The sequence below is a fragment of the Streptococcus sp. IsoGale021 genome, assembly GCF_031142795.1.
Taxonomy (GTDB): Bacteria; Bacillota; Bacilli; order Lactobacillales; family Streptococcaceae; genus Streptococcus; species Streptococcus hominis.
The window spans coordinates 59611-86162 of the sequence record NZ_JAKZJH010000001.1; the positions used below are offsets into that span (position 1 = coordinate 59611).

Here is a 26552-nt window from a genome sequence, read left to right on the forward strand (position 1 = left end):
TTTAGAACTTTCATTTTTACATAACTACATCCATCGTCAGGACTTGTCCGTCTTTTACAACTTGCTCACCTGCTATATAGACATCTTTAACATCATTTCCCTTGACAGCATAGACAAGGTGGGAGAGCATATTTTCCTCTGGGTACAAGTGCACTTTTCCTTTTGGCTGAATGATTAAAAAATCTGCTTGTTTGCCAACTTCTAGGCTGCCGATTTGATCATCCATGCCGAGTGCTTTGGCACCTTCAATTGTCATTGTTTTCAAAGCCTGCTCAATGGTAAATTGAGTGGCGTCACCTGTGCGCATTTTTTGTAAAAGAGCAGCGGTACGACTTTCTTCAAACATATCCAAATTATTATTAGAAGCGACCGAGTCCGTTGCAAGTCCGACTGTCACGCCAGCTTGAATCAAGTCTGTTATGGGAGCAATGCCAGATGCTAATTTGAGATTGCTGATGGGATTGTGGGCGATATGAATCTTAGAGGCTGTTAGTTCTGCAATTTCTCGCTCATTTAATTCCACACCGTGGGCAAAAATCCCCTCATGCTCCAGATAACCTAATTCTTTCAAGAAAGCAAGTGGGCGTTTTCCATAACGCTCTAAAATTATGCCATTTTCTGCTTGTGTTTCTGCCACATGGATATGCAATTTCAGCTGTAATTCACGCGCCAGCTCCAAGCTTCCTTTTAGCAACTCCTTACTGCAACTATATGGCGCATGTGGTGCTACCATTACTTTAAAGCGGTCATCGTTGTAGGACAAAATTTCCTCAATAATGGTCCGAGTACGCGCCAAGGTTTCTTCCGTCGTCTCCATATCGGAGCTAAACAAAGTCGGTGAAAAATAACAACGCATTTTAGAGCGTTCCACCACTTCATGAATCTGCCCAATTTCAACACCGTTGGGATTGTACATATCATTAAAAGTCGTCGTCCCAGTCTGAAGCATTTCTGTAAGTGCCAGCTTGACAGCTCTTGTTGTGACCTCTGGTGTAAACTCGCTTTCTGCCGGCCAGATATAATCTTCTAGCCATTCGTGGAGATTGCTGTCGTCTCGAATGCCACGAAGTGTGGTCATAGCAGAGTGAGTATGGCAATTGACTAGACCAGGCATAAGCCAAGCTCCCTCACAATCTACCGTCTCATCTGCCCGCGCTTCCCAAGTGGCATCCTCACTCCCACAATAAACAATCTTGTCCTCGTTTACCACCAGCAGCCCATTTCGATAGACATGAAAATCTGCGTCACATGTCACCAAATTCACTTGTTTAAATGCTTTCATTGCTTCTCCTTTAAACAAGAGCCATAAGATGATGTTCAATTACTGTGCATCGTTAGCAGCAATCGCAAAAACAAAAGCCGTATGGATACTCATTTCACATTCACCTTATGCTCTATTTGTATCTGACAACATAACTAAGGACAAAGCCACGCTTATTTACGGTAAGACGGTAGAAGCTCTCCAACCCTATTATGGAGATTATATGTTTTCATTGAATTTTTTAGTTATTGTAGCAAAATCCACACCAAATAGCAAGCTTTAAAAAATAGGAAAAACATTGAAATTTACTCCGCAAATCCTATCTGCAATACTTTGAGCAATCAATCACTACAACATTTGTTTAGTCTGTAATTAGCTTTGAAACTGCTAGTCGCTCTATCCACACATTTATGAGTAGTTGCGAAATAAGCAGAGCCATCTAGCTCAGGCCCTGTTTACTCTTCTGATCTTACTTCATATATGAAAGCAAGTAGCCATATCCTGCAGCTTCCATGTCTTCTTTTTTAATAAAGCGCAATGCCGCGGAATTGATACAGTAGCGAAGTCCACCTTGATCCTGTGGACCATCTGTGAAAACATGACCTAAGTGTGCATTTCCTGAACGCGACCGCACCTCAATCCGCTCCATGCCGTGACTTTTATCTTGATAATACTTAATCACATCTTTGGCAATCGGTCTTGTAAAACTCGGCCAGCCACAACCAGCATCAAACTTATCACTGGCAAAGAAAAGCGGTTCTCCCGTTGTCACATCTACATAGATGCCTTCTTCAAACATTGCAAAATATTCGTTATGAAATGGTTGTTCGGTTGCGGCATGTTGAGTAACTTGGTAGGATTCTTCAGACAAATCTGCCTTTAAAGCTGCTTCGTTCGGTTTCTCATATTGTCCTGGATCTACTAGAGGCTGGTAGGCATCATTGACATTGATATGGCAATAACCACCAGGATTTTTCTTGAGGTAATCTTGATGATAATCCTCTGCCAATACATAATGGCGCAGCGGTTCTACCTCCACCGCAATCTTCTGGCCAAATTGCCGTTCTTGCTCTTTTACGACTTCACTAATAACTGACACATCCATATCGTTTATGTAATAAATCCCTGTGCGGTACTGACGTCCGACATCATTTCCTTGCTTATTGACAGACAACGGATCAATCACCCGAAAATAATAGAGCAGAATTTCTCGCAAACTAACTAAATTTTCATTATAAGTCACATGAACTGTTTCAGCATGGTCGGTTTGATGAATCAACTGGTAATTGGTAGATTCCACCTGCCCATTGGCATAGCCGACAGTTGTATCAGTCACACCTGTGATACGGGAAAAATATTCTTCCAAGCCCCAAAAGCAGCCACCTGCTAGATAAATTTTAGCCATAAAAACACCTCATTTCTTTGTTCTTATTTTCTCACAAATTCCTAAAATGTTATAAGAATTTGATTAGAACTTTCTTGAGAATGATATGGCAATGAACTGTTAAATACCACTCTGGTTTAATCCAGATAGTTCAACTTCCCACGAAAATCTTCTATGCTTTCATAGCCTTTTTCTAACATGATTGCTTTCAGCTCCTCAGTAATACGCTCAAAAGCTCCTACACCTTCTTTGTGCAGCGTTGTTCCGACTTGCACCATACTAGCTCCACAGAGAATATGCTCAAAAGCATCTCGACCCGTCAACACACCACCTGTACCGATGATTTGGATTGTAGGATTGAGTCGTTGATAAAAAGCATGAACATTAGCAAGTGCAGTCGGTTTGATATATTCACCACCAATTCCGCCAAAGCCATGTTTCGGACGAATAACAACTGTTTCATCGTCAATATAAAGACCATTTCCAATTGAGTTAACACAGTTGACAAAAGAAAGAGGAAATTTGTTAAAAATTGCTGCCGCTTGATCAAAATGTGCCATATCAAAATATGGTGGCAATTTAATACCCAGCGGTTTAGTGAAATAGGCAAATACTTCACTCAAAATCTTCTCTGTCGCCTCAAAATCATAAGCGATTTGTGGCTTTCCAGGAACATTTGGACAAGATAGATTGAGCTCAGTCAAGCCTTCAAAGTTACTATCCTGCACCTTTTTCAAAAGGATGTGGGTTTCTTCTAGCGACAGACCTACCAGCGACAAAAAGAAGGTTCGATTGGACTCTGTTTTTTGTAGGTCTAACAAATACTCCAAATAATAATCCAATCCATGATTGGGTAGTCCCATTGAATTGATTGAACCTAGTGGTACATCTTGGTAACGAGGTTCAGGATTTCCTGCTCGCGCTTGCAAGGTTGCTGTCTTAGTCACAAAAGTTCCCGCAGCTGAGTTTTTAACTTCTTCTAGTTCTTCAATCGTCATGCAGGCAACGCCAGCCGCATTCATCAGGCAGTTGTCAAAAGAAAAACCAGCAATTTGTGTTTGAGTTGATAGCATGAAATGCTCCTTTCATTTTTTCTATTGTACCACTAAAAGCAGAAATCTGACTCTTTTAACGGAATAGAAAGAAGAAACGTTCGGGATAAACAACTGAATCTTTGTTGAGCAAGAGTTTGATGTAAAATTATATGTTTGAATTTTCAGAAAATTCAACTTTTTTCTTTACAGCTCTTTTGTTTTCTGTTATAATGGCACATGTAACAAAAGATAACACACACAGAACTAGGACGAAAGTCTGGCATGTTCAGCGTAATTGAACTCAACCTAAAAATTTCAGAAAAAAGATAAATATTCCTTGAAGCATCGCTTCTTCGTTATATTTCCTATTTTTCTTTTATTTTTTACGGTCTTAGTATCTTATTGCAACTGAACTAGGATGGAAAGTCTAGCAAAAAAGATAGGTTTCCTTGTGTTTATCAAACACGGCGTTAGCCTCCTATTTTTGTACGACTTTTACTCGTCCTCGTATCTTATTTAAGGAGAAATCTATGACAACTGCTAAAGAATATATCCAAAGCACTTTTGAAGCTGTGAAAGCTCGCAATGCTCACGAAGCAGAATTTCTGCAAGCTGTAGAAGAATTTTTAAACACGCTTGAACCAGTTTTTGAAAAACATCCTGAATACATTGAAGAAAACATTTTGGCGCGCATTACCGAGCCAGAACGTGTGATTAGTTTCCGTGTTCCTTGGGTTGATCGCGACGGCAAGGTTCAAGTCAATCGCGGTTACCGCGTACAATTTAATTCCGCAGTTGGCCCATATAAGGGCGGTCTTCGTTTCCACCCAACGGTTAATCAAGGGATTTTGAAATTTCTTGGATTTGAACAAATCTTTAAAAATGTTTTGACTGGACTGCCAATCGGCGGTGGTAAAGGTGGATCTGACTTTGATCCGAAAGGCAAGACAGATGCTGAAGTGATGCGTTTCTGCCAAAGCTTCATGACAGAATTGCAAAAATACATCGGTCCTTCTCTTGACGTTCCCGCTGGTGACATTGGGGTTGGCGGACGCGAGATTGGCTATCTTTACGGTCAGTACAAACGCCTACGCCAATTTGATGCTGGTGTCTTGACTGGTAAACCACTTGGATTTGGAGGTTCTCTGATTCGCCCAGAAGCAACTGGTTACGGCCTTGTTTACTATACGCAAGAAATGCTTAAAGCAAACGGTGAAAGTTTTGACGGAAAGACCGTTGTCGTATCCGGTGCTGGAAATGTAGCTCAGTATGCTGTGCAAAAAGCAACTGCCCTCGGTGCTAAAGTCATTTCTGTGTCTGATTCAAATGGTTATATCATTGACAAGGACGGAATTGACTTTGATCTTTTGGTAGATGTGAAAGAAAAACGTCGTGCTCGTCTGACAGAATACGCTGCTGACAGAGCCAGTGCTACTTATCACGAAGGCTCTGTCTGGACTTACGAAGGTGCATTTGACATTGCCCTGCCATGTGCCACTCAAAATGAAATCGATGGTGAAGCAGCAAAACGCTTGGTAGCGCAAGGCGTATTCTGTGTATCAGAAGGTGCTAACATGCCAAGTAATCTTGACGCCATTGCCGTTTACAAAGAAAATGGTCTCCTTTATGGTCCTGCCAAGGCTGCCAATGCCGGTGGGGTGGCTGTATCTGCTCTTGAAATGAGCCAAAATAGTCTCCGTCTCTCATGGACGCGTGAAGAAGTAGACACTCGTCTGAAAGACATCATGACCAACATCTTCAACACTGCTAAGACAACTTCTGAAAACTACAATCTTGGCAAAGATTATCTAGCAGGAGCGAACATTGCTGCTTTTGAAAATGTCGCCAATGCTATGATTGCCCAAGGAATTGTTTAAACGAATATACAGGATAAAAGGCTGTGGACGAATTTGTCCACAGCCTTTTACTGTTCTTCTGCTGAAAATTTCTAAAACTTCACGCTTTTGGCTTCTCCCCACTTGACATTGTCATAAGTGAGAGTGTAAGGCTGCTGCGCGCCGTCCTCACCGTCATACATCAGCTTCCATTCTACCTTTTCACCCGCTACGAGTTCCTCTTTGATTTTGTTGACCTCAAAAATATCATCATCCATTACATAGGATTCGCCCATTTCGTCTTGTAAATCAAAGTCATAAACATTGAGTGGGAGCTTTTCGCTAGAGGTATTTTCGATAATAACCTTAGCCGTAATCATCGCACCTGTTGCTTGACCTTCCATTCGCTCTTTAGAATCCACGTGAATGTACTGGACAGTAACTTTCAGACCATTTTCAAAACGAACGCTATCTCCCAGACGATGATGTTTGTAATTATCTTGATAAATTTCAGTTCGAGTGCCATGCCCTAGAAAAGCAAGGTTGACAATACTTAAACCAGCCACCATGAGGGTGATGCAAAAGAGCATGACACAGCTAATGATTGTCGTCCAAAACAAAGGCTGTTTATACAAAGGCTGTTTCAAGCGATAGACATGACCGTCAGGGGTCGTTATTTCATGCGGTACTTGTTCTTCCATAATAATCTCCTTTCTGCTTACGCTGGTGCATAAATCGTTGGCAAATCAATTTCTCCCTTTAATAGAGCGTCATGATACAGTCTGTAAAATTGATGATAAACGGTGCTTTGGCTACCGCTTTGGACGGTGATACTAATACGAAAATAAAATTGACCATTGTCTGCGAGTTGAGGACCTAGAATCACTGGTTCCTGCAAAATTTCTACTTGATCGCCCGCGTATTCCTCATTGACCTGCTGGATAATCTGAGTGACCTTCTCCAAATCCGTCTGAGCGTATAATGGAATATCAATGAGCGCTCGCATATTGCCGCGTGAGAGATTGCTGACGACGGTAATGTTGCGATTAGGAACGTAATGCAAAGTGCCATCTGCATCGCGCACTTGTGTCGTCCGAATTCCGACACTCACGACTGTTCCTGCGATTTTAATCGAGCCATTAGTCAGACGAACGCTGTCTCCGACATCCAACTGCCGCTCCAACAAAATAAAGAAACCATTGACTAAATCAGACAAGAAGCCTTGCGCTCCCATCCCGATTGCCACCCCAGCAATCCCAGCTCCTGCCAGTAAACTTGACACCGGCAAGCCTAAAATCGCTAATATCCAATAAATCAAGAGAAAGTAAAGGGTGTAATTCAGCAAATTTTCAATCAAACGAGTGAGGGTCTTTTGCCGCCCTTCGTCTTGACTGGAAAGTTTCAAAGAGGGTGAGATAATCTTTCTTACGAGTACATGTACCAGCTTTTTAGCAAGGTAAAAGAGAGCTAGCAAGAGCAAAAGTGAAACGAGCTTGCTAAAGACATCATCTACCAAATGAGACCAGTTGAGTTTTTCAAAGTAGCGATAGAATACATTCTTGTTTACTGAGAGCATACTTCACCTCCTCGTATTTATCTCTATTATACCATATCTGAGCCTAATTGAATCAGGGGAATGCTAACTCCCCCCAGTGTATTCTATCTAAAACAGATTGATTTTTCAGAATATTTATACTATAATGGGAGACATTATGATTATGAAGGGATCATATGATATGAAAAGAATAGTTTTAGCTTGGAAAAAATCTAGTTTGATTAAGCGTATTGCTATCGGGATTGCATTAGGAGCTGTCCTTGGCTTGACCTTTCCTAAGCTATCAGCAATTGGGTTATTAGGAGATATATTTGTTGGTGGCTTAAAGGGCATTGCTCCACTGTTGGTTTTTGCTTTGGTGACCAATGCTCTATCACAACATCGGAAAGGGCAAGAAACCAACATGAAAACTATCATTATCTTGTATCTTTTGGGAACATTCTCAGCAGCTTTAGTCGCAGTGCTAGCTAACTACCTTTTCCCTCTACACATCACACTCACAGCGTCAAAGACCAAGATTACACCACCAGATGGGATTGGGCAAGTCCTCAGTAATTTATTGCTCAAAGTAGTGGACAATCCAGTCAATGCTCTCATCACCGCAAACTATATTGGAATATTATCTTGGGCTGTGGTATTTGGACTTGCCATGCGTGAAGCCAGCAAAAGCAGTAAAGAGCTTTTGCAAACTATGGCAAGTGTAACCTCTAAGGTCGTTGAATGGATTATCAATTTGGCTCCTTTTGGAATTCTTGGTTTAGTCTTTAAAACGATTTCTGACAAAGGGTTGGCAGTGTTGGCTAACTATGGCAGCTTGTTAGCAGTTTTAATCGCTATCATGCTTTTTGTAGCTCTGGTCGTCAACCCTTTCATTGCCTTTGTTCTGATGAGAAAAAATCCCTACCCACTTGTTTGGCGGTGTTTAAAAGTCAGTGGTGTGACAGCTTTCTTCACACGTAGTTCAGCTGCTAATATTCCTGTCAACATGAAACTTTGTGAAGAACTAGGACTCAACAAAGATACCTATTCCGTTTCTATCCCACTTGGTGCCACTATTAACATGGCTGGAGCAGCTATTACCATCAATGTGCTCACCCTTGCTGCAGTCAATACATTAGGCATTTCGATTGACTTTGCGACAGCATTAATCCTCAGCATTGTCGCCGCTATCTCTGCTTGTGGCGCTTCCGGGGTGGCAGGTGGCTCTCTTTTGCTCATTCCTGTTGCTTGTAGTCTCTTCGGGATTTCAAATGATGTTGCCATGCAAGTCGTTGGGGTAGGATTCATCATTGGAGTTATCCAAGATTCCTGTGAAACGGCGCTCAATTCCTCAACGGATGCCCTCTTTACCGCAGTTGCAGAAAAAAGTGTTTGGGGAAAAAGGAAAAAAGCGTAATACAATGAGATTGGAAATGTCCCAGCCTCATTTTTTAATTAACCCAATTCTGCTTTAGACTCCTTGCCCTTGCAACGGGCAAGGATATCCGCATAGTGCTTGCGGCTGTTATTGAGCACGGAAAGGAAGATTACTAATTTTAAGTCCAATGAGCTTTTCTTGCTTCATAAATTTCTTCTTTCCTTTTTTACTTATCACTTAAAGCGACCGTTTCAATGACTTCTCCTTTTTCCGTCAGCGCGGCGGATGACCTCAACTACTTTTTGTTTGCTCCGTCCGCCCGGCGGAAAGTTTTCCTTACTTTTGGTTCACTCCATCCGCCCGGCGGACAGCATGAATCAAAAGAAGTTTATCTCGTCCGCCGAGCGGACGGAGTGAACGACAATCAGTTTGCCTTGTCAGCTGCGCGGACGAAATGAAATTGTCTTGTTTGTAATTATTTCCTACTTAACTTCTAACTTTATTTTTTGAAGATAACTCTGAAAAGAAGGTAGATACAAATGAATAAGGGTACAACAATGACGAATACAGTTACTATTCCAAATGTTCCCATAATTTGACCGCCCCTTCTGATTGAAACAATCTTTCTTCATTTTCATTATAGCATCGATTTGTGCATTTTTCTATTGGCAAAAGGGTGTGGATGACGAAAGCGAATTTACGTCAAAAATACTCTTCTAATCTTAAAAAGAGAAAAGACTTGAAACTTTCGTTCAAGCCTTTTCTTTTTTAGCTTAATTCGGCTACAATAGCTTTTAATTGTTCTTTGGTATGAACACCGACAACTTGCTTCACCACTTGCCCATCTTTTTTGAAGATGAGGGTCGGGATTGACATGATTCCAAATTCACTTGGTGTATTTGGATTAGCGTCCACGTCCATTTTGAAAATCTTCAATTCGTCTTCATGTACTTCTTCGGCTAAATTTTCCAAAATTGGTGCCTGCATGCGGCAAGGACCACACCATGCTGCCCAAAAGTCAATGAGGACAAGTCCGTCTTTTGTTTTTTCTGCAAAGTTTGCATCTGTAACTGCTGCTACCATATTGTTCTCCTCTGACGATGACCGATGTCATCGCTCTATTTCATTTCTTGACATCATTCTACACTAAAAGTAAGCATTTGCAAAATATTTGCTACGGAGCGAAGAGCTCCTCCGCAGATTAGCGTTCAATCATTCCAAAAATAAACTTCTATCCGTTGGAAATTGCTTGATACAAATCTTTTGTAGGAGCAGAATTTACTACGAAGCAAAAGTTCTTCTGCGGAGTTAGTCGCTCAAAGAAAAATGATTGGTCATCAGATTGCTGGCGTCTAGCAAGATTTTATTCAGAAGTTGGTCCGTTGCTTCTTGAATCTTATCGCTTAGGGCTTGATTTTCTGCTTCAAAGTCAACTATTTCTCCCTTTTCCAAGGCACAATCCACGCGCCCCAGCATTTCATGTCCCAAAGCCATAGTTGTTTCTTGATAATCATCCAAATCTCCCAGATGACTAGAAAAATGCGCGTCAGCCAAAACAGCGATTAAGCGATTTGTCCAATAAAACGAATCCGTAGAGACTTTCTCACCTGTATTCGCAAAATAAGTCGGCGTCATAGAAATTTGAGTAAAGAAAGGCACGGCTGTATTGTAAGGCATAGAGCCATAGGACAACCATTGAATGCCCGTCGTTTCCTGCGGTTTATTGGGTCTCAACTGCAAGATAGATGTTTGACTTGTGCGGTTAATCCCAATCGTGCGGAAGGTCCGCTGGCTGTGAGTTGTGCCTTCTAAGCCATAAGGGTCATAAGGAGAGTCTTGGTAATGGCTGCTAAGGACATACTTGACATCTTCAATCGTGATTTTGCGGTAGGGTTTTTGACACCAAGGAAGGAAAAAGGAGCGCGGGTCTTGCTCGATTTCTGGATTGAGAAAACGCTGAATATCCCAAGCACGCGGTGTATTGTAATGACGGTCTTTGTCACGCTGGCTGCCAAAAGCATAGCGCGGATTGAAAGATTCCCCGTCATAGTTGAGATTCAAATGATTGCGACGAATAAAGTCTTTCAAATCAGAATCACAGAGGAAATATTCTGGATTGTCAAACTCAAAATAATCCATTCCCAGCTGGTTTGGATTGGTCACATAGGCGTCATCTGGCACACGGCGAGCTATCCAATGATGTCCGCCGATTGTCTCCAACCACCAAATTTCATCCACGTCAGAAAAGGCAATCCCGTTTGACTCATAGGTGCCGTATTCTTCAAGAATCTTCCCTAAGCGCAACACGCCCTCACGCGCCGTTTTGATATAAGGCAGCACCAAGGTCAGCATATCTTCTTCTCCGATACCAGTCGCCACCAAAGGATCGGCTCCCAATATTCGACTATTCGTGGTAATCGTCTCTGTCTCGCTCATGGCTACATTGTAAACATTGATACCAGCTTCACCCCAAATCCCGTCTTTTGCAAGAGCGTCCGGTACACTGGTGTAGCGAACTGGATTGTCCGGCAAATCTATCTCAAAACTTGACAGCACTGATTTATAATGCCGCGGCTGATCTTCTGGGTTAACAACAATAAATTTCTTGGGCGTAAACACACCATTTTGCGAATCCTCTGTACGTGCAATCATAGTTGAACCATCATAACTCGCTTTTTTCCCAACCAGAATCGTTGTACAAGAATCTTGTATTCCTTTTTGTCTCATAAATGTTTCCTCTTTTCAATCTTTCTTCTTTACCATGAACAGTTTTGTTCACCAACTCTGCATTACTTAAACACCACAATCGTCGCTCCGCTGCCACCAGCATTTTGCGGTGCATAGCCAAAACTCTTGACATGCTTATTGCGGCGGAGATATTTGGTGACGCCTTCGCGAATGACGCCAGTCCCAATCCCGTGAATAATGTCCACCTGCGCCATATTGTTGAGCAAGGCTTGGTCAATAAAAGCGTCCAACTCTTGCATAGCTTCTTCGTAGCGCTTGCCTCGCAAATCCAGTCTGGCTCTTGGCCCACTTGTTGTCGTTCGTTTCACCACATTGACCTGCTTTTTCTTAGGCTGTTCTTTTTCAGCTTTGAGCAGGTTAAATTCTGCTTCCTCTAAGGTCATCTTGATGAGACCAACTTGTGCTTCCCAGCGACCGTCTTTGAGCTGATTGACAAGCGTGCCTCTCTGACCATAACTAATTACCAGAATATCGTCTCCCACCTTTGGTTTTCGTGCTTTTTTAGCTTGTTTCAACACTTTATTCTGTGACAGATCCACCGTTTCAGGAGCCAATTTTTTCAGCTGGCTTTTGGCTTCAATAATTTCGTGCGGTTTGAGACTGGATTTAGCATGTAGATTTTTGAGAATCGTATCACTCTCCGTCAGCGCCACATCAATGATTTCCTGCGCTTCTAGCCTTGCCTTATTCAGCTCGGCTTCTTTTTCCCGATTAAACTCATTGTAGAGCTTTTTAAGAGCGCGGTTAAATTTAAGATTTTCTTGCTCCACTTCTCGGATATTATCCAACCGCTTGCGGCTTTCCAAGGTTTGTTTTTCCAAGCGCTCAATAACACGATTGACATCGCTGTCCGTGTCAGTCAATTCTTGAGCATCTTTAACCACTCTATCAGACAGACCTAAACGCCTTGCGATCTCAAAAGCATTGGAACGCCCCGGTACTCCCTGCATAAAACGATAAGTCGGTCTTAGGCTCTCTGTATCAAATTCCATGCTGGCATTTTGTACGCCTGCCGTTTCAATCCCATAAGCTTTGAGCTCTGGATAGTGGGTTGTTGCCATTGTCTTGACTTGTCGTAGCCGCAAGTCTTCAAGAATTGCCATAGCAAGAGCTGCTCCTTCCTGAGGGTCAGTTCCTGCTCCCAGCTCGTCCAAAAGCACCAAAGCATTCTCATCAGCCTGCTCTAAAATAGAGACAATGTTCGTCATGTGGCTGGAGAAAGTCGACAAACTTTGCTCAATAGACTGCTCATCTCCAATGTCCGCAAAGATTTGGTCAAAAATCCCCACTCGACTCCCTACATCTGCCAAAATAGGCAGACCAGACTGTGCCATAAGCTGAGCCAAACCTAGAGTTTTGAGCATAATGGTCTTCCCGCCTGTATTCGGGCCCGTAATGACAATCTCTGTCAAATCCGCCGCAAAGTACAGGTCATTAGCTACTGCATTTTCTATCAGAGGATGAGCAACATGGAGCAGCCGAATATCCTGACGGTCAGACAGCTTGGGCACTACCGCGCCTCTCTCCTGCATAAAACACACTTTTGCCCGAACTAGATCCAAATGCCCAATAATCCAAGCATTATTGGCAATTTCAGCAGCATGCGGACGAATGCGTTCTGATAACTCTTGCAGAATCCGCAAAATCTCATAGCGCTCGTCTGCACGTGCATTGGTGATTTCTTCATTGAGATTGACCACTGCCCGCGGCTCAATATACACCGTGTTTCCACTGGCAGAAATATCGTGCACTACGCCTGAGATACGATTGCGGAATGTATTTTTGACCGGCAAAACATTGCGACCGTTTCGACTGGCTACTACTTGATCTACCAACATATCGCCCTTCGTTTTGAGAATATCTTGCAAAATATCTCTCACTTGAACTTCATTTTCTTGAATTTTCCGGCGAATGCGAGCCAAATTATCACTAGCAAAACTTTCAACAAATCCGCCTTCATTGATAGCTTGCAGCGCTCCTTGCAAGCTCGGAAAAGGAACCAGATTTTCAAAAAGCCGGTTCAATCTTTGTGACTCAACATTTTCCAAATCCTCATAAAAATCAGTCAATTCTTGCGTGACAGCCAGAACCCGCTTCAGAGCGAGAAATTCTTCAATGTTTAAGTCGCCTTCCAGCTCCAAGCGCTTGGTCAAGCCCGTAATGTCTTGGGTCGCAGCTAGACTAAAATGCGGATGCTGTACAAAAATCTGCTGCATGTCCGTCATTTCTAAGAATGCTGTCTCCAGCCTTTCCTGTTTATCGGATGGGAACAGCTGCTGCAATTCCAAGCATCCTTGTTCTGTCAGAAGATAGGGTTCAAAGAGCGCCTTGATTTTCCCAAATTCTAATGTTTCTAAAATTTTTCTATTCATATTCTTATCTTTCCTGATGAAAAAGAAACTCAGCTAGCACCACCAACTGAGTCTTTGTATTTATCCGATGATTTTGGTCACCCAGAGTTGTTTCAACATTCCTGAAGTAATTGGTGTGTGACTGATGATAAAACGAGCTAAACCACTGGCATTGAGATGATTTTGAACAAGTGGTAAGGGAATCGTTGCTAAAACGGTCAGCAGCATTTGAATTCCAAATAAAGTGACGCAAACAGCTAAAGCACCACTAGCAACATTGTACCAACGCTCATTGGCTTTCTTGTTTGGCACCAAGTGAATAAAAATCCCAATAAAACGGGCTATGCTATAAACAATCGTATAAACGGCTAAATAAGCCAGACCGGCATAAAAAACCTTATCCAACTGGAACAATTGGCTGCTGGGAAAGAAATAGGTAAATGTTCCTTCCTGTGCACTGGCGTAGGGAACTAAAAGGTTGATTTGTTCACCCAGAGATTGGTACAGTTGCCCTGCAATAATTGCTGAAATAACCGCCGAAACAGTATAATAAGCCTGCAAAACAATCCCACGCGAATAGCCAATGTAAAAACTCCAAGCTAAAATCAGCAAAATTACTAATGAAATCATAGGGTGCCCTCTTGCTCACTTACCTTTTGCTTGTTGGCTTCTAACACTTTTTTACGAAGCTCTTCCAGCTCTTGCTCCTTGTCATCGAACTCAATCTCACGTGACAATTGCGTCGCTAAACTATTGACTGCCAGCAAAATAGCTAATGTTTCATCATCTGCCGCAGGCATCTTCTCTTTAATTGCGTGATATTTTTCTGTCGCAACCTTTTCAACTTCTTCCATGAATAAATTATCGTGTTCTGTTGTTAAGGTTACACTCTTCTTTCCGAAAGTAAATTTGTATCGATTTAAGTTTGCCATAAAATCACCTCAAAATATTATACCAAAAGGAAGCGATTTTGTCAGTTTTTAAAGAAATTTATAACTTTTATGGTACAATAACAATATGGAAAGTATTACCTTGCAACCAAGCGAGAGACAAATTCAAGATTTTGTCACACAATATCAGACACAGCTTGTCGCTAGCAAAAATCCCTACATTCGCTATCTTTTTAAGCTTGATAAGGCAACTGTCTCCATCTATACTTCAGGAAAAGTCCTCTTTCAAGGGGAAACAGCCGGACAGGCAGCAGAATTTTTTGGCTATCAAGCATCCAAAGAAAAAACGACAGCTCATCGGCAGAATTATCCTCTGATTGGAACAGATGAGGTGGGAAATGGTTCTTATTTTGGCGGACTCGCTGTTGTGGCATCTTTTGTCACACCAGAACAGCATAGGTTTCTACGAAAGCTGGGAGTTGATGACTCTAAAAGCCTGACAGACCAGAAAATCAGGCAAATCGTTCCTCTGTTGAAAGAAAAAATCCAGCACCAAGCTCTGCTATTGTCCCCGAAAAAATACAACCAAGTTATCGCTTCTGGCTACAATGCGGTGTCTGTCAAGGTTGCCCTTCACAATCAAGCCATTTATCTGCTCTTGCAAACGGGAGTGCAGCCAGAAAAGATTGTCATTGATGCCTTCACAAGTGACAAAAATTATCAGAAATACCTCCAGCAGGAAAGCAATCGCTTTTCAAATCCTATTACATTAGAGGAAAAAGCAGAAGGGAAATACTTAGCCGTAGCAGTCAGTTCCATGATTGCACGCGACCTCTTTTTAGAAAATCTTGAAAATTTAAGCCAAGAGCTCGGCTACGAATTGCCTAGCGGAGCAGGAGCAAAGTCCGATAAAGTCGCAAGTCAGCTTCTTCAAGCCTATGGTATGAAGAGTTTAGAAGCTAGTGCGAAACTACATTTTAAAAATACTAAAAAAGCCAAAAAACTTCTAGAAAGGTAAGTTATGCAAGCAAAATCAACTACTTTTTCAAAATTTATGAAAGAATGGGGATTTTTTATCCTCTTTATGGCAATCCTATTCTTATCACGCGCCTTTCTTTGGGTTCCTGTCAAGGTAGACGGGCATTCAATGGATCCAACCTTAGCTAATGGAGAGTATTTATTTGTTGTCAAACACCTGCCTGTCAATCGCTTTGATATTGTCGTTGCAAGTGAAAAAGACGAAGATGGAAAAACCAAGCAAATTGTCAAGCGGGTGATCGGTCTTCCTGGAGACACTATCCGCTACGAAAACGACCAATTGTATGTAAATGGCAAAAAGACCAACGAATCTTATCTTAAAAATTACCTCACGAAGTTTAAAGATGATAAATTGCAGAAAACCTATTCCTACAATAGTTTCTTCCAATCTTTAGCAGACAAAGCTCAAGCCTTTACGCAGGACGCAAACGGCAACACTAGTTTCACTATTGAAGTTCCAAAAGGCGAATACCTGCTCTTAGGAGACGACCGTCTTGTTTCAAAAGACAGCCGTCAGGTAGGAACCTTTAAAGCCAGTCAATTACAGGGCGAAGCAAAATTCCGCTTCTGGCCTTTGAATAGAATTGGCACTTTTTAATCCCAAACAAGTCTATTTTGATTCGTTGGAGGTGGACAAAAAGTGTTCCAGCTTCTATCAGATTTAGGAATAAACGAATAACGCAGCTTCAACAATCTAGTGAATTGTTGACGGTTGGAAATCAGACTTGCGAAGCAAGCCACCGTGATTGCTCAAAGCACTGCTTTGAGGTGGCAGATAAAACTTGCGAAGCAAGTATCAAAGTTGTTCGCTTTTCAAGCTTGGAAGAGCACCTTTGACGAAAACTTCGTTTTCTTCATCTGCAACCTTAAACAGCTTGACAACTGTTTAAGCACCCTTGCGGGGGTGGGACTACGAACTAAAAATTTTCGATTTTTAGTTCTGTTCCACTCCCATTCTTTTAACATTGATACAGGAAGATGATGGAATTTTACTTTTCAGGCACTATTGAACGCATTATTTTTGAAAATCCCAGCAGTTTCTTTCGGATTCTACTGTTAGATATTGACGACACCGATGCAGATTTTGATGATTTTGAGATTATTGTCACGGGCACCATGGCGGATATTATGGAGGGCGAAGACTATACTTTTTGGGGAAACCTCGTGCAACACCCTAAATATGGGGAACAGCTCAAAATAACACGCTATGAGCGGGCAAAGCCAACCAGCAAAGGCTTAGTCAAATATTTTTCAAGCGATCATTTTAAAGGGATTGGTGTAAAAACAGCGCAAAAAATCGTGGATCTCTATGGCGATAACACGATTGACAAAGTTTTAGCAGAGCCAGAAAAATTAAAGGATATTGCAGGTCTTTCTGCCAAAAATCGCGAAGCCTTTCTCACGAAACTAAGACAAAATTACGGTACCGAGAGAATCCTTGCCAAGCTATCTGAATACAGTATCCCCAACAAACTAGCTTTTCAAGTGCAAGATTTCTACAAGGAAGAAACCTTAGAAATCGTGGAACACTATCCTTACCAATTGGTAGAAGACATTCAAGGAATTGGTTTTAAAATTGCCGACCAACTGGCACAAAGCTTAGGAATTGAAAGTACCGCTCCAGAGCGTTTTCGTGCTGGGTTGCTTCACACGCTCCTCACTCAATCTATGGAAAAAGGCGACACCTATCTTGAAGCCAAAGAACTTCTGGAACATACGATTGAACTCCTCGAAAGTTCCCGTCAGATTGAGTTAGACCCAAGTTCTGTTGCGGATGAGCTGGCACATTTGATTGAAGAAGATAAAGTTCAAAATATTGATACAAAGATTTTTGAAAACAGTCTCTTTTTTGCCGAAGAAGGGATTCGTAGCAATCTCTTGCGCATTTTAGAAAAAGGGAAGCAAAATAAATTTGAACCAAAAAAGATCGAAGCTGCTATTGCTCAAATCGAAAATGAGTTTGCCATTTCCTATGATGTGACTCAAAAACAAGCAATTTGTGACGCTATCAATCACAAAATTTTTATCCTAACGGGTGGCCCCGGAACAGGAAAAACGACCGTCATCAATGGAATCATTGCTGTTTATGCTCTGCTGCATGGGTTGGATTTGCGCAAATATCAGGATTTGCCTATCCTGCTAGCAGCTCCTACTGGGCGTGCTGCCAGACGCATGAATGAATTAACAGGGCTTCCAAGCGCTACAATTCATCGGCATTTAGGCATGACAGGAGACGACGACACCAGCCATTTAGACGATTATTTGGACGCAGACTTTATTATTGTGGACGAATTTTCAATGGTAGATACTTGGTTAGCCAATCAACTCCTCAGCAACATTTCATCAAACACCAAACTCCTAATCGTCGGAGATGCCGACCAACTACCCTCTGTCAGTCCTGGACAAGTGTTAGCAGATTTGCTGAAAATCCCTCTTCTTCCGCAGACCAAATTAGAAAAAATTTATCGACAAAGCAAAGACTCCACTATCGTCACCTTAGCCAGTCAGATTCAAAAAGGCATCCTCCCAACTGATTTCACTGAGAAAAAAGCCGACCGCTCTTATTTTGAAGCGCGCAACGAGCATATTCCACAGATGATTGAGCGCATCGTAGAGGCTGCTCTCCGCAGCGGCATTCCAGCTCAAGATGTGCAGGTGCTTGCGCCTATGTACCGCGGACAGGCTGGGATTGACCACATCAATCAACTCATGCAAAATCTAATCAATCCTGTCGAAACAGAACAAATCATTTTTGAAGCAACTGATTGTCAATATCGACAAGGCGACAAGGTGATTCATCTGGTCAATGATGCGGAAAGCAATGTCTTTAACGGCGATTTGGGTTATATCACTGATTTGCTGCCAGCAAAATATACGGACTCTAAACAGGACGAGTTGACTATCAACTTTGATGGCAATGAAGTCATTTACCCACGCAGCGAATGGTATAAGATTCGTCTGGCATACGCTATGAGTATCCACAAATCGCAAGGCAGTGAATTTCCTGTGGTCATTTTACCGATTACGTCCAGCAGCCACCGCATGCTGCAACGTAATCTCATCTATACCGCTATCACTCGTGCTAAAAGCAAGCTCATCCTTCTTGGGGAAAAGTCTGCCTTTGACTTTGCTGTCAAAAATACTGGTACAGCTCGCAATACCTATCTAATCCAACGCTTTTCAGACCTCCTAACTGATGAAAAAGTTATACACACTTCTGTGAATAATTTGGAAACAACTGTGGAAAAATATATCTTGACTGAGGAAAATTTCTTGAAAATCAACCCTATGATTGGAATAACGGATGAGGATATTCAAAATGTTTTTGGAGAATGATAGAAAAAAGTAGCTCTTTGTCAACTGTAGTGGGTTGATGAAAAGCTAAGATTGAGAGAGGACGAGATTCGTTCTCTCCATCTCTGGTATCGCTGAAACAACAGCCACATCTATCATAGGCGAATTAGGAGATATCCATCGCTTTCAGTCTCCCAATCAAATCAACGCCTTTATTGGAATTGATCTCAGACACTACGAATCTGGAAACTTTCTGGCTCAAGAACACATCACCAAACAGGGCAATCCTTATGCCAGAAAGATTCTCTTCAAGATGATTCACAACATTGCTTCGGCCAGTCATACCAATCCTTGCCACATTGTGGACTTTTATGAGAAACGAAAAAGACAATCGCAGACGACTTCAACTAAGCCTCATACGATTGCCTCAATGCATCGCCTCATAAGGACAATGTATTACCTCATTACGCATAACAAACTTTACGATTACACTTTAACCCAAAATCATTAAAGCCGTCTATGCTCTATCATTGTAACACCTTATGAAAAAAATAGCTAGATAAGGTGTTGATTTTGTGTACTCTTTTTCCAATCAAAAGAGCCGAAAAGGGCTAGGATAAACTATTAAAATCAAATCAATCATCAATTCTTTGACTGAAAAACATTGAATTGCTTGACAAATGGTAGAAAAAAGACCACCTCTTGGTGGCCCTTATAGGGAGATTATTATGAAAAAGTTTAGGATTTCTATCAAATAAAGTTAGGAGGTCTTCATTTGATGATGTTATTATAAAATGATTTTCTTAAATGAAGCTTAAGCTGCATTTTAAATTTACAATTTCTGCAAAAGATACTGGAAAAGTTCTAGATTTCCTTTTTCTTCATTGACTAAAAACTCTGGGTGCCATTGAAGCCCGATGATCCGACTATCATCTAGCGACTCAATCGCTTCAATGGTTTTATCCCTAGGATCAAAAGCTGTTGCGCGAAAATTCGGCGCCAAATCTTTAATACTTTGTCGGTGGACAGAGTTAATCTGACTAGCACGACCGAATAGTTCTTCAACAATGCTGCCTTTCTCAGTTTGAATAGAGTGAGAAGTTCCAAAAGGTAAGCCCTGCCAATGGTTGTCAATATGCTGATTCAGCGTTCCACCAAAAGCAACATTGACTAGCTGCAAGCCTCGGCAAATCGCCATAATTGGTTTTTCTTGCCGAATAGTTTCTACTAACAGAGCCAGCTCAAATTCGTCTCGCACCATATTGTAATCATCACTCTCAATCGTCTGCTTTTCTCCGTAAAAAGTGGGGTGCACATGTTGTCCGCCAGACAAAATCAATTTATCAATACTTTCAATATAATCCCTCACCAAACTTTTGTCACCAACAGGGATAATCATAGGCAATCCACCAGCAATTCTGATACTCTCAGCAAATTTACTAGAAACGGACGAATGGATATTTTTACCTTCCTTATCGACAGGACAAAGATTAGCGGTCACTCCAACAATCGGTCTGCTCATACGATTCCCTCCTCATTGATATACACAATCTTACCACTTCCTCTACCTGCCGTCCAATTGATTTTTTTAAAGGTCGTGATAAATAGTTTTTATACTAGCCACAACTCCTGCCTCATTACACTCTTTTTATGCACTTTAATCAGCCTTTATTCTTATAAAATAATAACTTATAAAAACAAGCTACTACTAAACAAGAAATTTATCGCTTTCTATGGTAAAATGAAATTAGAAAACTCTATAAGGAGAAGAACATGGAAAAACAAACAGTTGCTGTTTTAGGCCCTGGTTCATGGGGTACTGCCTTGGCACAAGTATTAAATGACAACGGACATGAAGTTCGTATTTGGGGCAATATTGCCGAACAAATTACTGAAATCAACGAGCACCACACTAACAAACGGTATTTTAAAGATATTGTTCTTGATGAAAAGATCACAGCGTATTACGACTTAAAAGAAACCCTTGATGGCGTGGATGCTATCCTTTTCGTCGTTCCAACCAAGGTCACACGTCTTGTAGCCAAACAAGTAGCCGAGGTGCTGGATCATCCAGTTAAAGTGATGCATGCTTCAAAAGGTCTGGAGCCCGACACTCACAAACGACTTTCCATGATTTTAGAGGAAGAATTGCCTGAACAATTCCGTAGCGAAATCGTCGTTGTCTCTGGTCCCAGCCACGCTGAGGAGACTATCGTTCGCGACATTACTCTCATCACAGCAGCTTCAAAAGACTTAGAAACAGCTAAATACGTCCAAAACCTTTTCAGCAATCACTACTTCCGTCTCTACACCAATACAGATGTCATCGGTGTGGAAACAGCGGGTGCACTCAAAAACATCATTGCGGTCGGAGCAGGGGCTCTTCACGGTCTTGGCTATGGTGACAATGCAAAAGCCGCTATTATCACGCGTGGCTTAGCAGAAATCACCCGTCTCGGCGTCAAACTTGGTGCCAGCCCCTTGACATATAGCGGGTTATCAGGAGTAGGAGATTTAATTGTCACAGGGACCTCCGTTCACTCACGCAATTGGCGCGCTGGTGACGCTCTTGGTCGCGGTGAAAAGCTAGAAGATATCGAAGCTAACATGGGCATGGTTATCGAAGGCATTTCCACTACCAAAGCGGCCTATGAACTCGCACAAGAGTTAGACGTCTACATGCCTATCACCCAAGCCATTTATCATGTCATTTATGAAAACCTTAACATAAAAGATGCCATTTATGATATAATGAATAATGAATTCAAAGCTGAGAACGAATGGTCGTGATTAGCCACATTAAATAAGGAGTCGTTCTATGACAAAAGTAAGAAAAGCAGTCATTCCTGCTGCTGGACTTGGAACTCGTTTCCTACCAGCCACAAAAGCACTCGCAAAAGAAATGCTGCCTATTGTTGACAAACCAACTATTCAATTTATCGTTGAAGAAGCGTTAAAATCCGGTATCAAAGACATTCTGGTTGTAACAGGTAAATCCAAACGCTCTATTGAAGACCACTTTGATTCAAATTTTGAATTAGAGTACAACCTCAAAGAAAAAGGTAAATCTGATCTTTTAAAACTCGTAGATGAAACGACTGGTATCGGTCTTCATTTCATTCGTCAAAGCCATCCACGAGGGCTTGGCGATGCTGTTTTGCAAGCCAAGGCTTTCGTTGGTAACGAACCTTTCGTTGTCATGCTAGGCGATGACCTAATGGACATTACAAATGACAAAGCAGTACCACTTACCAAACAATTGATGAACGATTACGAGGAAACACACGCTTCAACTATTGCTGTCATGAAAGTGCCACACGACGAAGTTTCTTCTTATGGCGTTATTGATCCACAAGGTGAAGGAGTAAATGGACTCTACAGCGTTGAAACTTTTGTTGAAAAGCCAAAACCAGAAGACGCACCAAGTGATCTCGCCATTATCGGTCGTTACCTACTAACGCCTGAAATCTTCTCCATCTTGGAAACACAAGCGCCAGGTGCTGGGAATGAAATCCAGCTGACAGATGCTATTGATACTCTCAACAAAACACAAAGAGTATTCGCTCGTGAGTTTACAGGTGACCGTTATGATGTCGGCGACAAATTTGGCTTTATGAAAACATCTATTGACTATGCCCTCAAACATCCTCAAGTCAAAGACGATATGAAACAATACATTATTGAGTTAGGCAAGAAATTAGACAAAAAAGAAAACTAACAGATAGCTGTGATGGGTGGCACCTATTCCTAATCAATTGTTCCAAGGAACTCTAATTGATTAAAATCAAAAGTGCTTTTCCAATCACTACATTTGTTGGGAAAACAATAACTTGTAAAAGGCAGGGAAAATATCATCCCTGCCTTACTTTTTGATACCCAAAATTCTTAATGAAGTAGATAATTGCTCAAAGCACTAACTTGAGGTTATAGATAGAGTTTGCGAAGTAAGTCTCAATACTGCTTTTGGCAGACTCGGAAAAAGCCCCTTTGGAAATGAAAATAGTAACCGCAAATCTACTTTACAACAAACTCTCATTGTACCCAATCTAAATAAAAAACTCATTAAAATCCTGAATGGTCTGTTTTAGGTCTTAAACGGTCATTTTTAACTAAAACTCCGCCTTAGTGATTTCCTAAGACAGAGTTATTTCTATAAATTTAAAAGATGAATCGCAAACCAGCCACCAATACCACACCAAAAATCACAGTTACCACTAAGTTACGATAGCGAAAAGCAATATAAATTGTTGGAAAAACAGCTATTAAATCTAGCCATTTAAAGGTTGGCAACTGTCCTACTCCTCCCTTGGTAATGCTGGATAAAATCAACGCAAAAATAATAGAGACCGGTAAATATTGCAAGAAACGTTCGACAATCTTAGGTAACCCGCGATATTTTACCAATATAAACGGAGTAATCCGTGATAACCATGTCACCAAGGCTGAGAGAAGAATGGCGACAAATATATAATTATTTATCATCTAGCATTACCCCCGCAGCACAGCCTAATAAGGTCGACATTAAAACAGCTAAAGACGAAGAAACAAGCATGCTTAAAGCATAGAACGATAACGCTACCACAGACAACATCACTAATAGTTTTTGAAATTTTGTTTTATGTAACATCACTAAAAATTGGGAAGAAAAAATCCCAATAAACATACCAACCAGCGCAAAATCCAAGCCAAACATTTCTGGATTTGGCAATAGACTTCCTAATGTCGTTCCGACTACAGATCCGACGAACCAAGCGAGATAGCTCGTAATGTTATTGCCGTACATCCATTGAAGCGAAATATATTTTGTATGGACGTGCTCACTTAGTAAAACGCCGTATGTTTCATCTGTCAAGAGTATTCCGATACCAATATTTTGCAAGAGACTTGCATGCCGAAAAAAAGTAGATGTATGAAGACCTAGCAAAAATAGACGCAAATTGATTAAAAAAACTGTCAGAGCAATAGCTGTTACCGGGGCGTGAATCGCAAGAAGTGCTAGCATAGCAAACTGAGCACTTCCTGCATAGACTAAACTGCTCATCAGTACCATCTCAAGAGGACTGACATAAGAAGCACCAATAATTCCACAAGCTAGTCCAATACTAACATACCCAAGAGCCGTTGGCATCGCTGCCTTAGCCCCGTCCTTAAAACTTTTTCCTATCATATTTATTCTTCCATTGCGTCAAATGCCAGACTTGGTTTAGCATTCAAGCTCAATGTTGCAAGATTCCCTTTGTTCCACTCACTAACACTCGCATAAGCAATCATTCCTGCATTATCCCCACAGAGACGCAAAGGCGGTATGATTACCTTGATATCTGTCATTTCAGCTGCTAAACGTTCACGTAAACCTTGATTAGCAGCAACACCGCCCGCAACGACTAAGGTCTTAACAGGATATTTCTCCAAAGCTTTTTTTGTTTTTGCCATGAGAATATCTAAAACAGCAGCTTGAAAACTAGCAGCCAAATTTTCTTTTGACAAACTTTCACCCCTTTGCTCTGCATTGTGACAGAGGTTGATAAAGGCAGACTTCAACCCAGAAAAGGAAAATTCCAAATTATCCTCTTTGATCATCGCTCTCGGAAAATCATAAATATCTTGTCCTTTATGGGCCAATTCATCTATCTCACGCCCTGCTGGATAAGTCAATCCCATCACACGACCAACTTTATCATAAGCTTCTCCAACTGCATCATCGCGTGTTTCCCCGACAATCTGATAATCACCAGCTTCGCTGACATAAACCAACTCAGTATGCCCCCCGCTGACTAATAACGCTAAAAGAGGGTATTCTAATTTCTCAACACTTTGAGCCGCCATCAGATGACCTGCCATATGATTGACAGGAATAAGCGGTAAATGATGTGCCCACGCAAAAGACTTAGCAGCTGCCAGTCCGACTAAGAGGGCGCCTACGAGCCCTGGTCCATAAGTTACTGCTACTGCGGTCACCTCTTTTTCTGTAATACCGGCTTTCGCAAGAGCTTCCTCAATGCAAGCCGTGATAACTTCCACATGGTGACGGCTAGCTACTTCCGGTACCACGCCACCAAAACGTTTATGGCTCTCAATCTGGCTGGCAATAACATTGGATAAGAGTTCATCGCCATTCTTTAAAACCGCTACGCTAGTCTCATCGCAGGACGTCTCAAAAGCTAAAATATATCTATCATTCATAGTTTTCCCTTTTCATTACAATCGCATTTTCCACTGGCTCATGATAGTAATTCTTGCGCCGAGCGATTTCTATAAATTTCTCTTTTTGGTAAAACAGCAGAGCTGCTTTGTTAGATTCTCGCACTTCTAGGAAAATCTCTTTGTCAATTGGCAGATGTTCAAACAAAGCGGTCGCAATTTTCTTTCCTTGATAGGCTTTCTTAACCGCAATTTGTAAAACTTCTGCTTCAAAGTCCGACTCTTGAAAAGTCAGAAACCCGATTAAATTTTGGGCTTCTAAAGCCAAAACATAAACCGACAAAGGATTTTGTAAATCTTTCTCAATCTGCTCTATATTCCAAGGACTGACAGCATACACTTCTTTCAATATTTGGTAAATCTGCTCTGCTAAATTAGCAGCCCGCTTTTTTTCATCTTTTTTAATCTCAATCATAAGCGCTTGATGTAAGAATCTTTTGTTTCTTGATGGTTTTTCAGCCAATTCTCTTCTGCTTCCACTCGCTTGAGGTAATTCGGCACGAAATCATGAACAGAGCGAGCTGGTAGTTGCAGACCGATTTTAGCAAGGAGTACAGCGCTTGGTAAGGTTGCTTTGATAAGAGCTGCTGGCAAAGCGGATTGAATCTGCTCCACAAAATTTTCCACTTCTCCTACAAAAGTTACCTGAGAAGCAGACTTGGCTTTTTCTAAAACTTCTTCAAAAGATAAATGAGCTTCCGGCTGAGTTGCTCTGCCATTTTCATAAAAACCAGCATAGACATTGTTTCGTCTAGCATCCATGAGAGGAATGACCAAGCCGTCAATGTCCTCTGGCACCAGAATCCGCAAGCTAGAAACTCCCACCAAATCTATTTTAAGCGTATGTGCTAACGTTTTGGCCGTTGCCACAGCAATTCGCAAACCTGTATAACTACCAGGACCTTCTGCAACTACAATGCGACCTAAGTCACTTGGTTTCAAATCCAAACTTTCCATTAAAAAATCAATAGCCGGCATCAATGTAACGCTATGATTTTTCTTAATATTTATCGTCATCTCAGCAAGCAACTTATCATCTTCTAAAATCGCAATTGCTAAGGCTTGGCTGGATGTGTCAAAAGCTAAAACTTTCATTCTTATCTTTCCTTTGTGATAATCTACTTTCTATTATACTACAAAAAATACGGATTTCCTCAATATGATTTCCAAAAAAACAAGACCTTTTGAAAATCGCTTTCCTAGATTTTCTCACTTCTTTCTTTTACTAAATATCCTTTTTATGATATAATAATTATAATTGTAACGTATCAAAATCAATTTATTACCCGGAAAATCAAATAGATGAAGACCGCCCTTGAAAATAAGGTGGCTATTTTCTGGTAGATTGATTATGAATGAGAAAGGAATTGAAATGATTTACAAAGTTTTTTATCAAGAAACAAAAGAACGCAATCCACGTCGGGAAAACACGCATTCTCTCTACTTGGATATTGACGCCAAAGACGAATTAGAAGGACGCATCAAAGCCCGGAAACTCGTCGAAGAAAAAACACCTTACAATGTTGAATTGATTACACTTTTGTCTGACAAACATTTAGAATACGAAAAAGAATCAGGCAACTTTACAATTACGGAGCTCTAAA

At 41.3% G+C, this 26552-nt stretch carries 24 protein-coding genes, 1 pseudogene and 1 riboswitch; of the genes and pseudogenes, 9 read left to right on the top strand and 16 right to left on the bottom strand.

Annotation, left to right across the window (positions count from 1 at the left end; all coding sequences use genetic code 11):
- Positions 1-16: 16 nt before the first annotated feature.
- The 3 genes from RG565_RS00285 to RG565_RS00295 all read right to left on the bottom strand — a co-directional run bounded on the left by RG565_RS00285 (position 17) and on the right by RG565_RS00295 (position 3718).
- Positions 17-1282, bottom strand: a complete 1266-nt coding sequence (locus RG565_RS00285; protein WP_247937397.1) for a TRZ/ATZ family protein — start codon at positions 1280-1282, stop codon at positions 17-19.
- A gap of 123 nt (positions 1283-1405) precedes the next feature.
- A riboswitch (purine riboswitch) is annotated at positions 1406-1508 on the bottom strand.
- Positions 1509-1730: 222 nt separating this feature from the next.
- Positions 1731-2666, bottom strand: coding sequence for a peptide-methionine (R)-S-oxide reductase MsrB (gene msrB / locus RG565_RS00290; RefSeq protein WP_247937396.1), 936 nt, complete (start codon positions 2664-2666; stop codon positions 1731-1733).
- 116 nt (positions 2667-2782) lie between these two features.
- Positions 2783-3718, bottom strand: a complete 936-nt coding sequence (locus tag RG565_RS00295) for a dihydroorotate oxidase (RefSeq protein WP_247937395.1) — start codon at positions 3716-3718, stop codon at positions 2783-2785.
- Between the two features lie 491 nt (positions 3719-4209).
- On the opposite strand from RG565_RS00295, the gene gdhA reads away from it, so the two are divergent.
- Positions 4210-5556 carry an NADP-specific glutamate dehydrogenase gene (gene gdhA / locus RG565_RS00300; RefSeq protein WP_268732143.1) on the top strand — a complete coding sequence of 449 codons (1347 nt, stop codon included), beginning with the start codon at positions 4210-4212 and terminating at the stop codon, positions 5554-5556.
- A 71-nt stretch (positions 5557-5627) separates the two neighbouring features.
- Here the strand turns inward: gdhA and RG565_RS00305 are convergent, their stop codons facing one another.
- On the bottom strand, positions 5628-6215 hold the full coding sequence (locus RG565_RS00305) for a DUF4352 domain-containing protein (protein WP_247937393.1): 588 nt from the start codon (positions 6213-6215) through the stop codon (positions 5628-5630).
- 17 nt (positions 6216-6232) lie between these two features.
- Positions 6233-7090 carry a mechanosensitive ion channel family protein gene (locus RG565_RS00310; protein ID WP_247937392.1) on the bottom strand — a complete coding sequence of 286 codons (858 nt, stop codon included), beginning with the start codon at positions 7088-7090 and terminating at the stop codon, positions 6233-6235.
- Positions 7091-7250: 160 nt separating this feature from the next.
- Here RG565_RS00310 and sstT point away from each other — a divergent pair, with 160 nt between their 5' ends.
- Positions 7251-8465 carry a serine/threonine transporter SstT gene (gene sstT, locus RG565_RS00315; protein WP_119005798.1) on the top strand — a complete coding sequence of 405 codons (1215 nt, stop codon included), beginning with the start codon at positions 7251-7253 and terminating at the stop codon, positions 8463-8465.
- A 729-nt stretch (positions 8466-9194) separates the two neighbouring features.
- On the opposite strand, the gene trxA is transcribed toward sstT, so the two are convergent.
- From trxA to RG565_RS00340, 5 genes are all read right to left on the bottom strand, one after another.
- Positions 9195-9509, bottom strand: coding sequence for a thioredoxin (gene trxA, locus RG565_RS00320; RefSeq protein ID WP_247937391.1), 315 nt, complete (start codon positions 9507-9509; stop codon positions 9195-9197).
- Between the two features lie 225 nt (positions 9510-9734).
- Entirely contained in the window at positions 9735-11153 is a 1419-nt protein-coding gene (locus tag RG565_RS00325; protein ID WP_268732144.1) for a C69 family dipeptidase, read from the bottom strand.
- 62 nt (positions 11154-11215) lie between these two features.
- Complete coding sequence (locus RG565_RS00330; RefSeq protein ID WP_247937389.1) at positions 11216-13546, bottom strand: endonuclease MutS2; 2331 nt, start codon at positions 13544-13546, stop codon at positions 11216-11218.
- Positions 13547-13606: 60 nt separating this feature from the next.
- Positions 13607-14155: a CvpA family protein gene (locus tag RG565_RS00335; protein ID WP_003039514.1), complete on the bottom strand. Its 549-nt coding sequence runs from the start codon at positions 14153-14155 to the stop codon at positions 13607-13609.
- Positions 14152-14457 carry a hypothetical protein gene (locus RG565_RS00340; RefSeq protein WP_003026418.1) on the bottom strand — a complete coding sequence of 102 codons (306 nt, stop codon included), beginning with the start codon at positions 14455-14457 and terminating at the stop codon, positions 14152-14154. Before RG565_RS00340 ends, RG565_RS00335 begins: the two co-directional genes overlap by 4 nt.
- A gap of 85 nt (positions 14458-14542) precedes the next feature.
- Here RG565_RS00340 and rnhC point away from each other — a divergent pair, with 85 nt between their 5' ends.
- The 4 genes and pseudogenes from rnhC to RG565_RS00360 form a co-directional block, all read left to right on the top strand.
- Positions 14543-15433 (top strand): ribonuclease HIII, encoded by an 891-nt coding sequence (gene rnhC / locus RG565_RS00345; RefSeq protein WP_247937388.1) that lies wholly within the window; start codon positions 14543-14545, stop codon positions 15431-15433.
- Between the two features lie 3 nt (positions 15434-15436).
- Positions 15437-16051: a signal peptidase I gene (gene lepB / locus RG565_RS00350; protein WP_003039532.1), complete on the top strand. Its 615-nt coding sequence runs from the start codon at positions 15437-15439 to the stop codon at positions 16049-16051.
- A gap of 383 nt (positions 16052-16434) precedes the next feature.
- Positions 16435-18789 (top strand): ATP-dependent RecD-like DNA helicase, encoded by a 2355-nt coding sequence (locus tag RG565_RS00355; RefSeq protein ID WP_247937431.1) that lies wholly within the window; start codon positions 16435-16437, stop codon positions 18787-18789.
- Positions 18790-18859: 70 nt separating this feature from the next.
- Positions 18860-19258: pseudogene (locus RG565_RS00360) on the top strand (transposase); the annotation flags it as partial.
- Between the two features lie 321 nt (positions 19259-19579).
- Here RG565_RS00360 and RG565_RS00365 read toward each other — a convergent pair.
- Complete coding sequence (locus RG565_RS00365; protein WP_247936817.1) at positions 19580-20269, bottom strand: gamma-glutamyl-gamma-aminobutyrate hydrolase family protein; 690 nt, start codon at positions 20267-20269, stop codon at positions 19580-19582.
- A 251-nt stretch (positions 20270-20520) separates the two neighbouring features.
- Here RG565_RS00365 and RG565_RS00370 point away from each other — a divergent pair, with 251 nt between their 5' ends.
- Complete coding sequence (locus RG565_RS00370) at positions 20521-21537, top strand: NAD(P)H-dependent glycerol-3-phosphate dehydrogenase (protein WP_247936818.1); 1017 nt, start codon at positions 20521-20523, stop codon at positions 21535-21537.
- Positions 21538-21565: 28 nt separating this feature from the next.
- Positions 21566-22465: a UTP--glucose-1-phosphate uridylyltransferase GalU gene (galU, locus tag RG565_RS00375; RefSeq protein ID WP_143876729.1), complete on the top strand. Its 900-nt coding sequence runs from the start codon at positions 21566-21568 to the stop codon at positions 22463-22465.
- A 440-nt stretch (positions 22466-22905) separates the two neighbouring features.
- Here galU and RG565_RS00380 read toward each other — a convergent pair whose 3' ends face one another.
- The 5 genes from RG565_RS00380 to tsaB are packed head-to-tail and all read right to left on the bottom strand — an operon-like array spanning position 22906 to position 26043.
- Positions 22906-23229 carry an AzlD domain-containing protein gene (locus tag RG565_RS00380; RefSeq protein WP_049533034.1) on the bottom strand — a complete coding sequence of 108 codons (324 nt, stop codon included), beginning with the start codon at positions 23227-23229 and terminating at the stop codon, positions 22906-22908.
- Positions 23219-23914, bottom strand: a complete 696-nt coding sequence (locus RG565_RS00385) for an AzlC family ABC transporter permease (protein ID WP_221739166.1) — start codon at positions 23912-23914, stop codon at positions 23219-23221. Before RG565_RS00385 ends, RG565_RS00380 begins: the two co-directional genes overlap by 11 nt.
- Positions 23915-23916: 2 nt before the next feature.
- Positions 23917-24930, bottom strand: coding sequence for a tRNA (adenosine(37)-N6)-threonylcarbamoyltransferase complex transferase subunit TsaD (tsaD, locus tag RG565_RS00390; RefSeq protein WP_247936819.1), 1014 nt, complete (start codon positions 24928-24930; stop codon positions 23917-23919).
- Positions 24923-25363: a ribosomal protein S18-alanine N-acetyltransferase gene (gene rimI, locus RG565_RS00395; protein ID WP_247936820.1), complete on the bottom strand. Its 441-nt coding sequence runs from the start codon at positions 25361-25363 to the stop codon at positions 24923-24925. The genes tsaD and rimI overlap by 8 nt, the downstream gene beginning before the upstream one ends.
- Complete coding sequence (gene tsaB, locus RG565_RS00400; protein WP_247936821.1) at positions 25360-26043, bottom strand: tRNA (adenosine(37)-N6)-threonylcarbamoyltransferase complex dimerization subunit type 1 TsaB; 684 nt, start codon at positions 26041-26043, stop codon at positions 25360-25362. Before tsaB ends, rimI begins: the two co-directional genes overlap by 4 nt.
- A gap of 277 nt (positions 26044-26320) precedes the next feature.
- Between tsaB and RG565_RS00405 the strand changes: the two genes are divergently transcribed.
- Positions 26321-26551 (top strand): DNA-directed RNA polymerase subunit epsilon, encoded by a 231-nt coding sequence (locus tag RG565_RS00405; RefSeq protein WP_020999859.1) that lies wholly within the window; start codon positions 26321-26323, stop codon positions 26549-26551.
- Position 26552: the final 1 nt, after the last annotated feature.

What these genes read in the sequence shown, in the direction of transcription:
- rimI (WP_247936820.1), bottom strand. Translation starts at nt 25,363, where the DNA reads ATGATTGAGATTAAAAAAGATGAAAAAAAGCGGGCTGCTAATTTAGCA.
- galU (WP_143876729.1), top strand. Translation starts at nt 21,566, where the DNA reads ATGACAAAAGTAAGAAAAGCAGTCATTCCTGCTGCTGGACTTGGAACT.
- RG565_RS00310 (WP_247937392.1), bottom strand. Translation starts at nt 7,090, where the DNA reads ATGCTCTCAGTAAACAAGAATGTATTCTATCGCTACTTTGAAAAACTC.
- RG565_RS00370 (WP_247936818.1), top strand. Translation starts at nt 20,521, where the DNA reads ATGGAAAAACAAACAGTTGCTGTTTTAGGCCCTGGTTCATGGGGTACT.
- tsaD (WP_247936819.1), bottom strand. Translation starts at nt 24,930, where the DNA reads ATGAATGATAGATATATTTTAGCTTTTGAGACGTCCTGCGATGAGACT.
- RG565_RS00365 (WP_247936817.1), bottom strand. Translation starts at nt 20,269, where the DNA reads ATGAGCAGACCGATTGTTGGAGTGACCGCTAATCTTTGTCCTGTCGAT.
- RG565_RS00385 (WP_221739166.1), bottom strand. Translation starts at nt 23,914, where the DNA reads ATGATAGGAAAAAGTTTTAAGGACGGGGCTAAGGCAGCGATGCCAACG.
- RG565_RS00285 (WP_247937397.1), bottom strand. Translation starts at nt 1,282, where the DNA reads ATGAAAGCATTTAAACAAGTGAATTTGGTGACATGTGACGCAGATTTT.
- RG565_RS00380 (WP_049533034.1), bottom strand. Translation starts at nt 23,229, where the DNA reads ATGATAAATAATTATATATTTGTCGCCATTCTTCTCTCAGCCTTGGTG.
- RG565_RS00295 (WP_247937395.1), bottom strand. Translation starts at nt 3,718, where the DNA reads ATGCTATCAACTCAAACACAAATTGCTGGTTTTTCTTTTGACAACTGC.
- sstT (WP_119005798.1), top strand. Translation starts at nt 7,251, where the DNA reads ATGAAAAGAATAGTTTTAGCTTGGAAAAAATCTAGTTTGATTAAGCGT.
- RG565_RS00325 (WP_268732144.1), bottom strand. Translation starts at nt 11,153, where the DNA reads ATGAGACAAAAAGGAATACAAGATTCTTGTACAACGATTCTGGTTGGG.
- RG565_RS00330 (WP_247937389.1), bottom strand. Translation starts at nt 13,546, where the DNA reads ATGAATAGAAAAATTTTAGAAACATTAGAATTTGGGAAAATCAAGGCG.
- rnhC (WP_247937388.1), top strand. Translation starts at nt 14,543, where the DNA reads ATGGAAAGTATTACCTTGCAACCAAGCGAGAGACAAATTCAAGATTTT.
- RG565_RS00405 (WP_020999859.1), top strand. Translation starts at nt 26,321, where the DNA reads ATGATTTACAAAGTTTTTTATCAAGAAACAAAAGAACGCAATCCACGT.
- RG565_RS00335 (WP_003039514.1), bottom strand. Translation starts at nt 14,155, where the DNA reads ATGATTTCATTAGTAATTTTGCTGATTTTAGCTTGGAGTTTTTACATT.
- gdhA (WP_268732143.1), top strand. Translation starts at nt 4,210, where the DNA reads ATGACAACTGCTAAAGAATATATCCAAAGCACTTTTGAAGCTGTGAAA.
- msrB (WP_247937396.1), bottom strand. Translation starts at nt 2,666, where the DNA reads ATGGCTAAAATTTATCTAGCAGGTGGCTGCTTTTGGGGCTTGGAAGAA.
- lepB (WP_003039532.1), top strand. Translation starts at nt 15,437, where the DNA reads ATGCAAGCAAAATCAACTACTTTTTCAAAATTTATGAAAGAATGGGGA.
- trxA (WP_247937391.1), bottom strand. Translation starts at nt 9,509, where the DNA reads ATGGTAGCAGCAGTTACAGATGCAAACTTTGCAGAAAAAACAAAAGAC.
- RG565_RS00340 (WP_003026418.1), bottom strand. Translation starts at nt 14,457, where the DNA reads ATGGCAAACTTAAATCGATACAAATTTACTTTCGGAAAGAAGAGTGTA.
- tsaB (WP_247936821.1), bottom strand. Translation starts at nt 26,043, where the DNA reads ATGAAAGTTTTAGCTTTTGACACATCCAGCCAAGCCTTAGCAATTGCG.
- RG565_RS00305 (WP_247937393.1), bottom strand. Translation starts at nt 6,215, where the DNA reads ATGGAAGAACAAGTACCGCATGAAATAACGACCCCTGACGGTCATGTC.
- RG565_RS00355 (WP_247937431.1), top strand. Translation starts at nt 16,435, where the DNA reads ATGGAATTTTACTTTTCAGGCACTATTGAACGCATTATTTTTGAAAAT.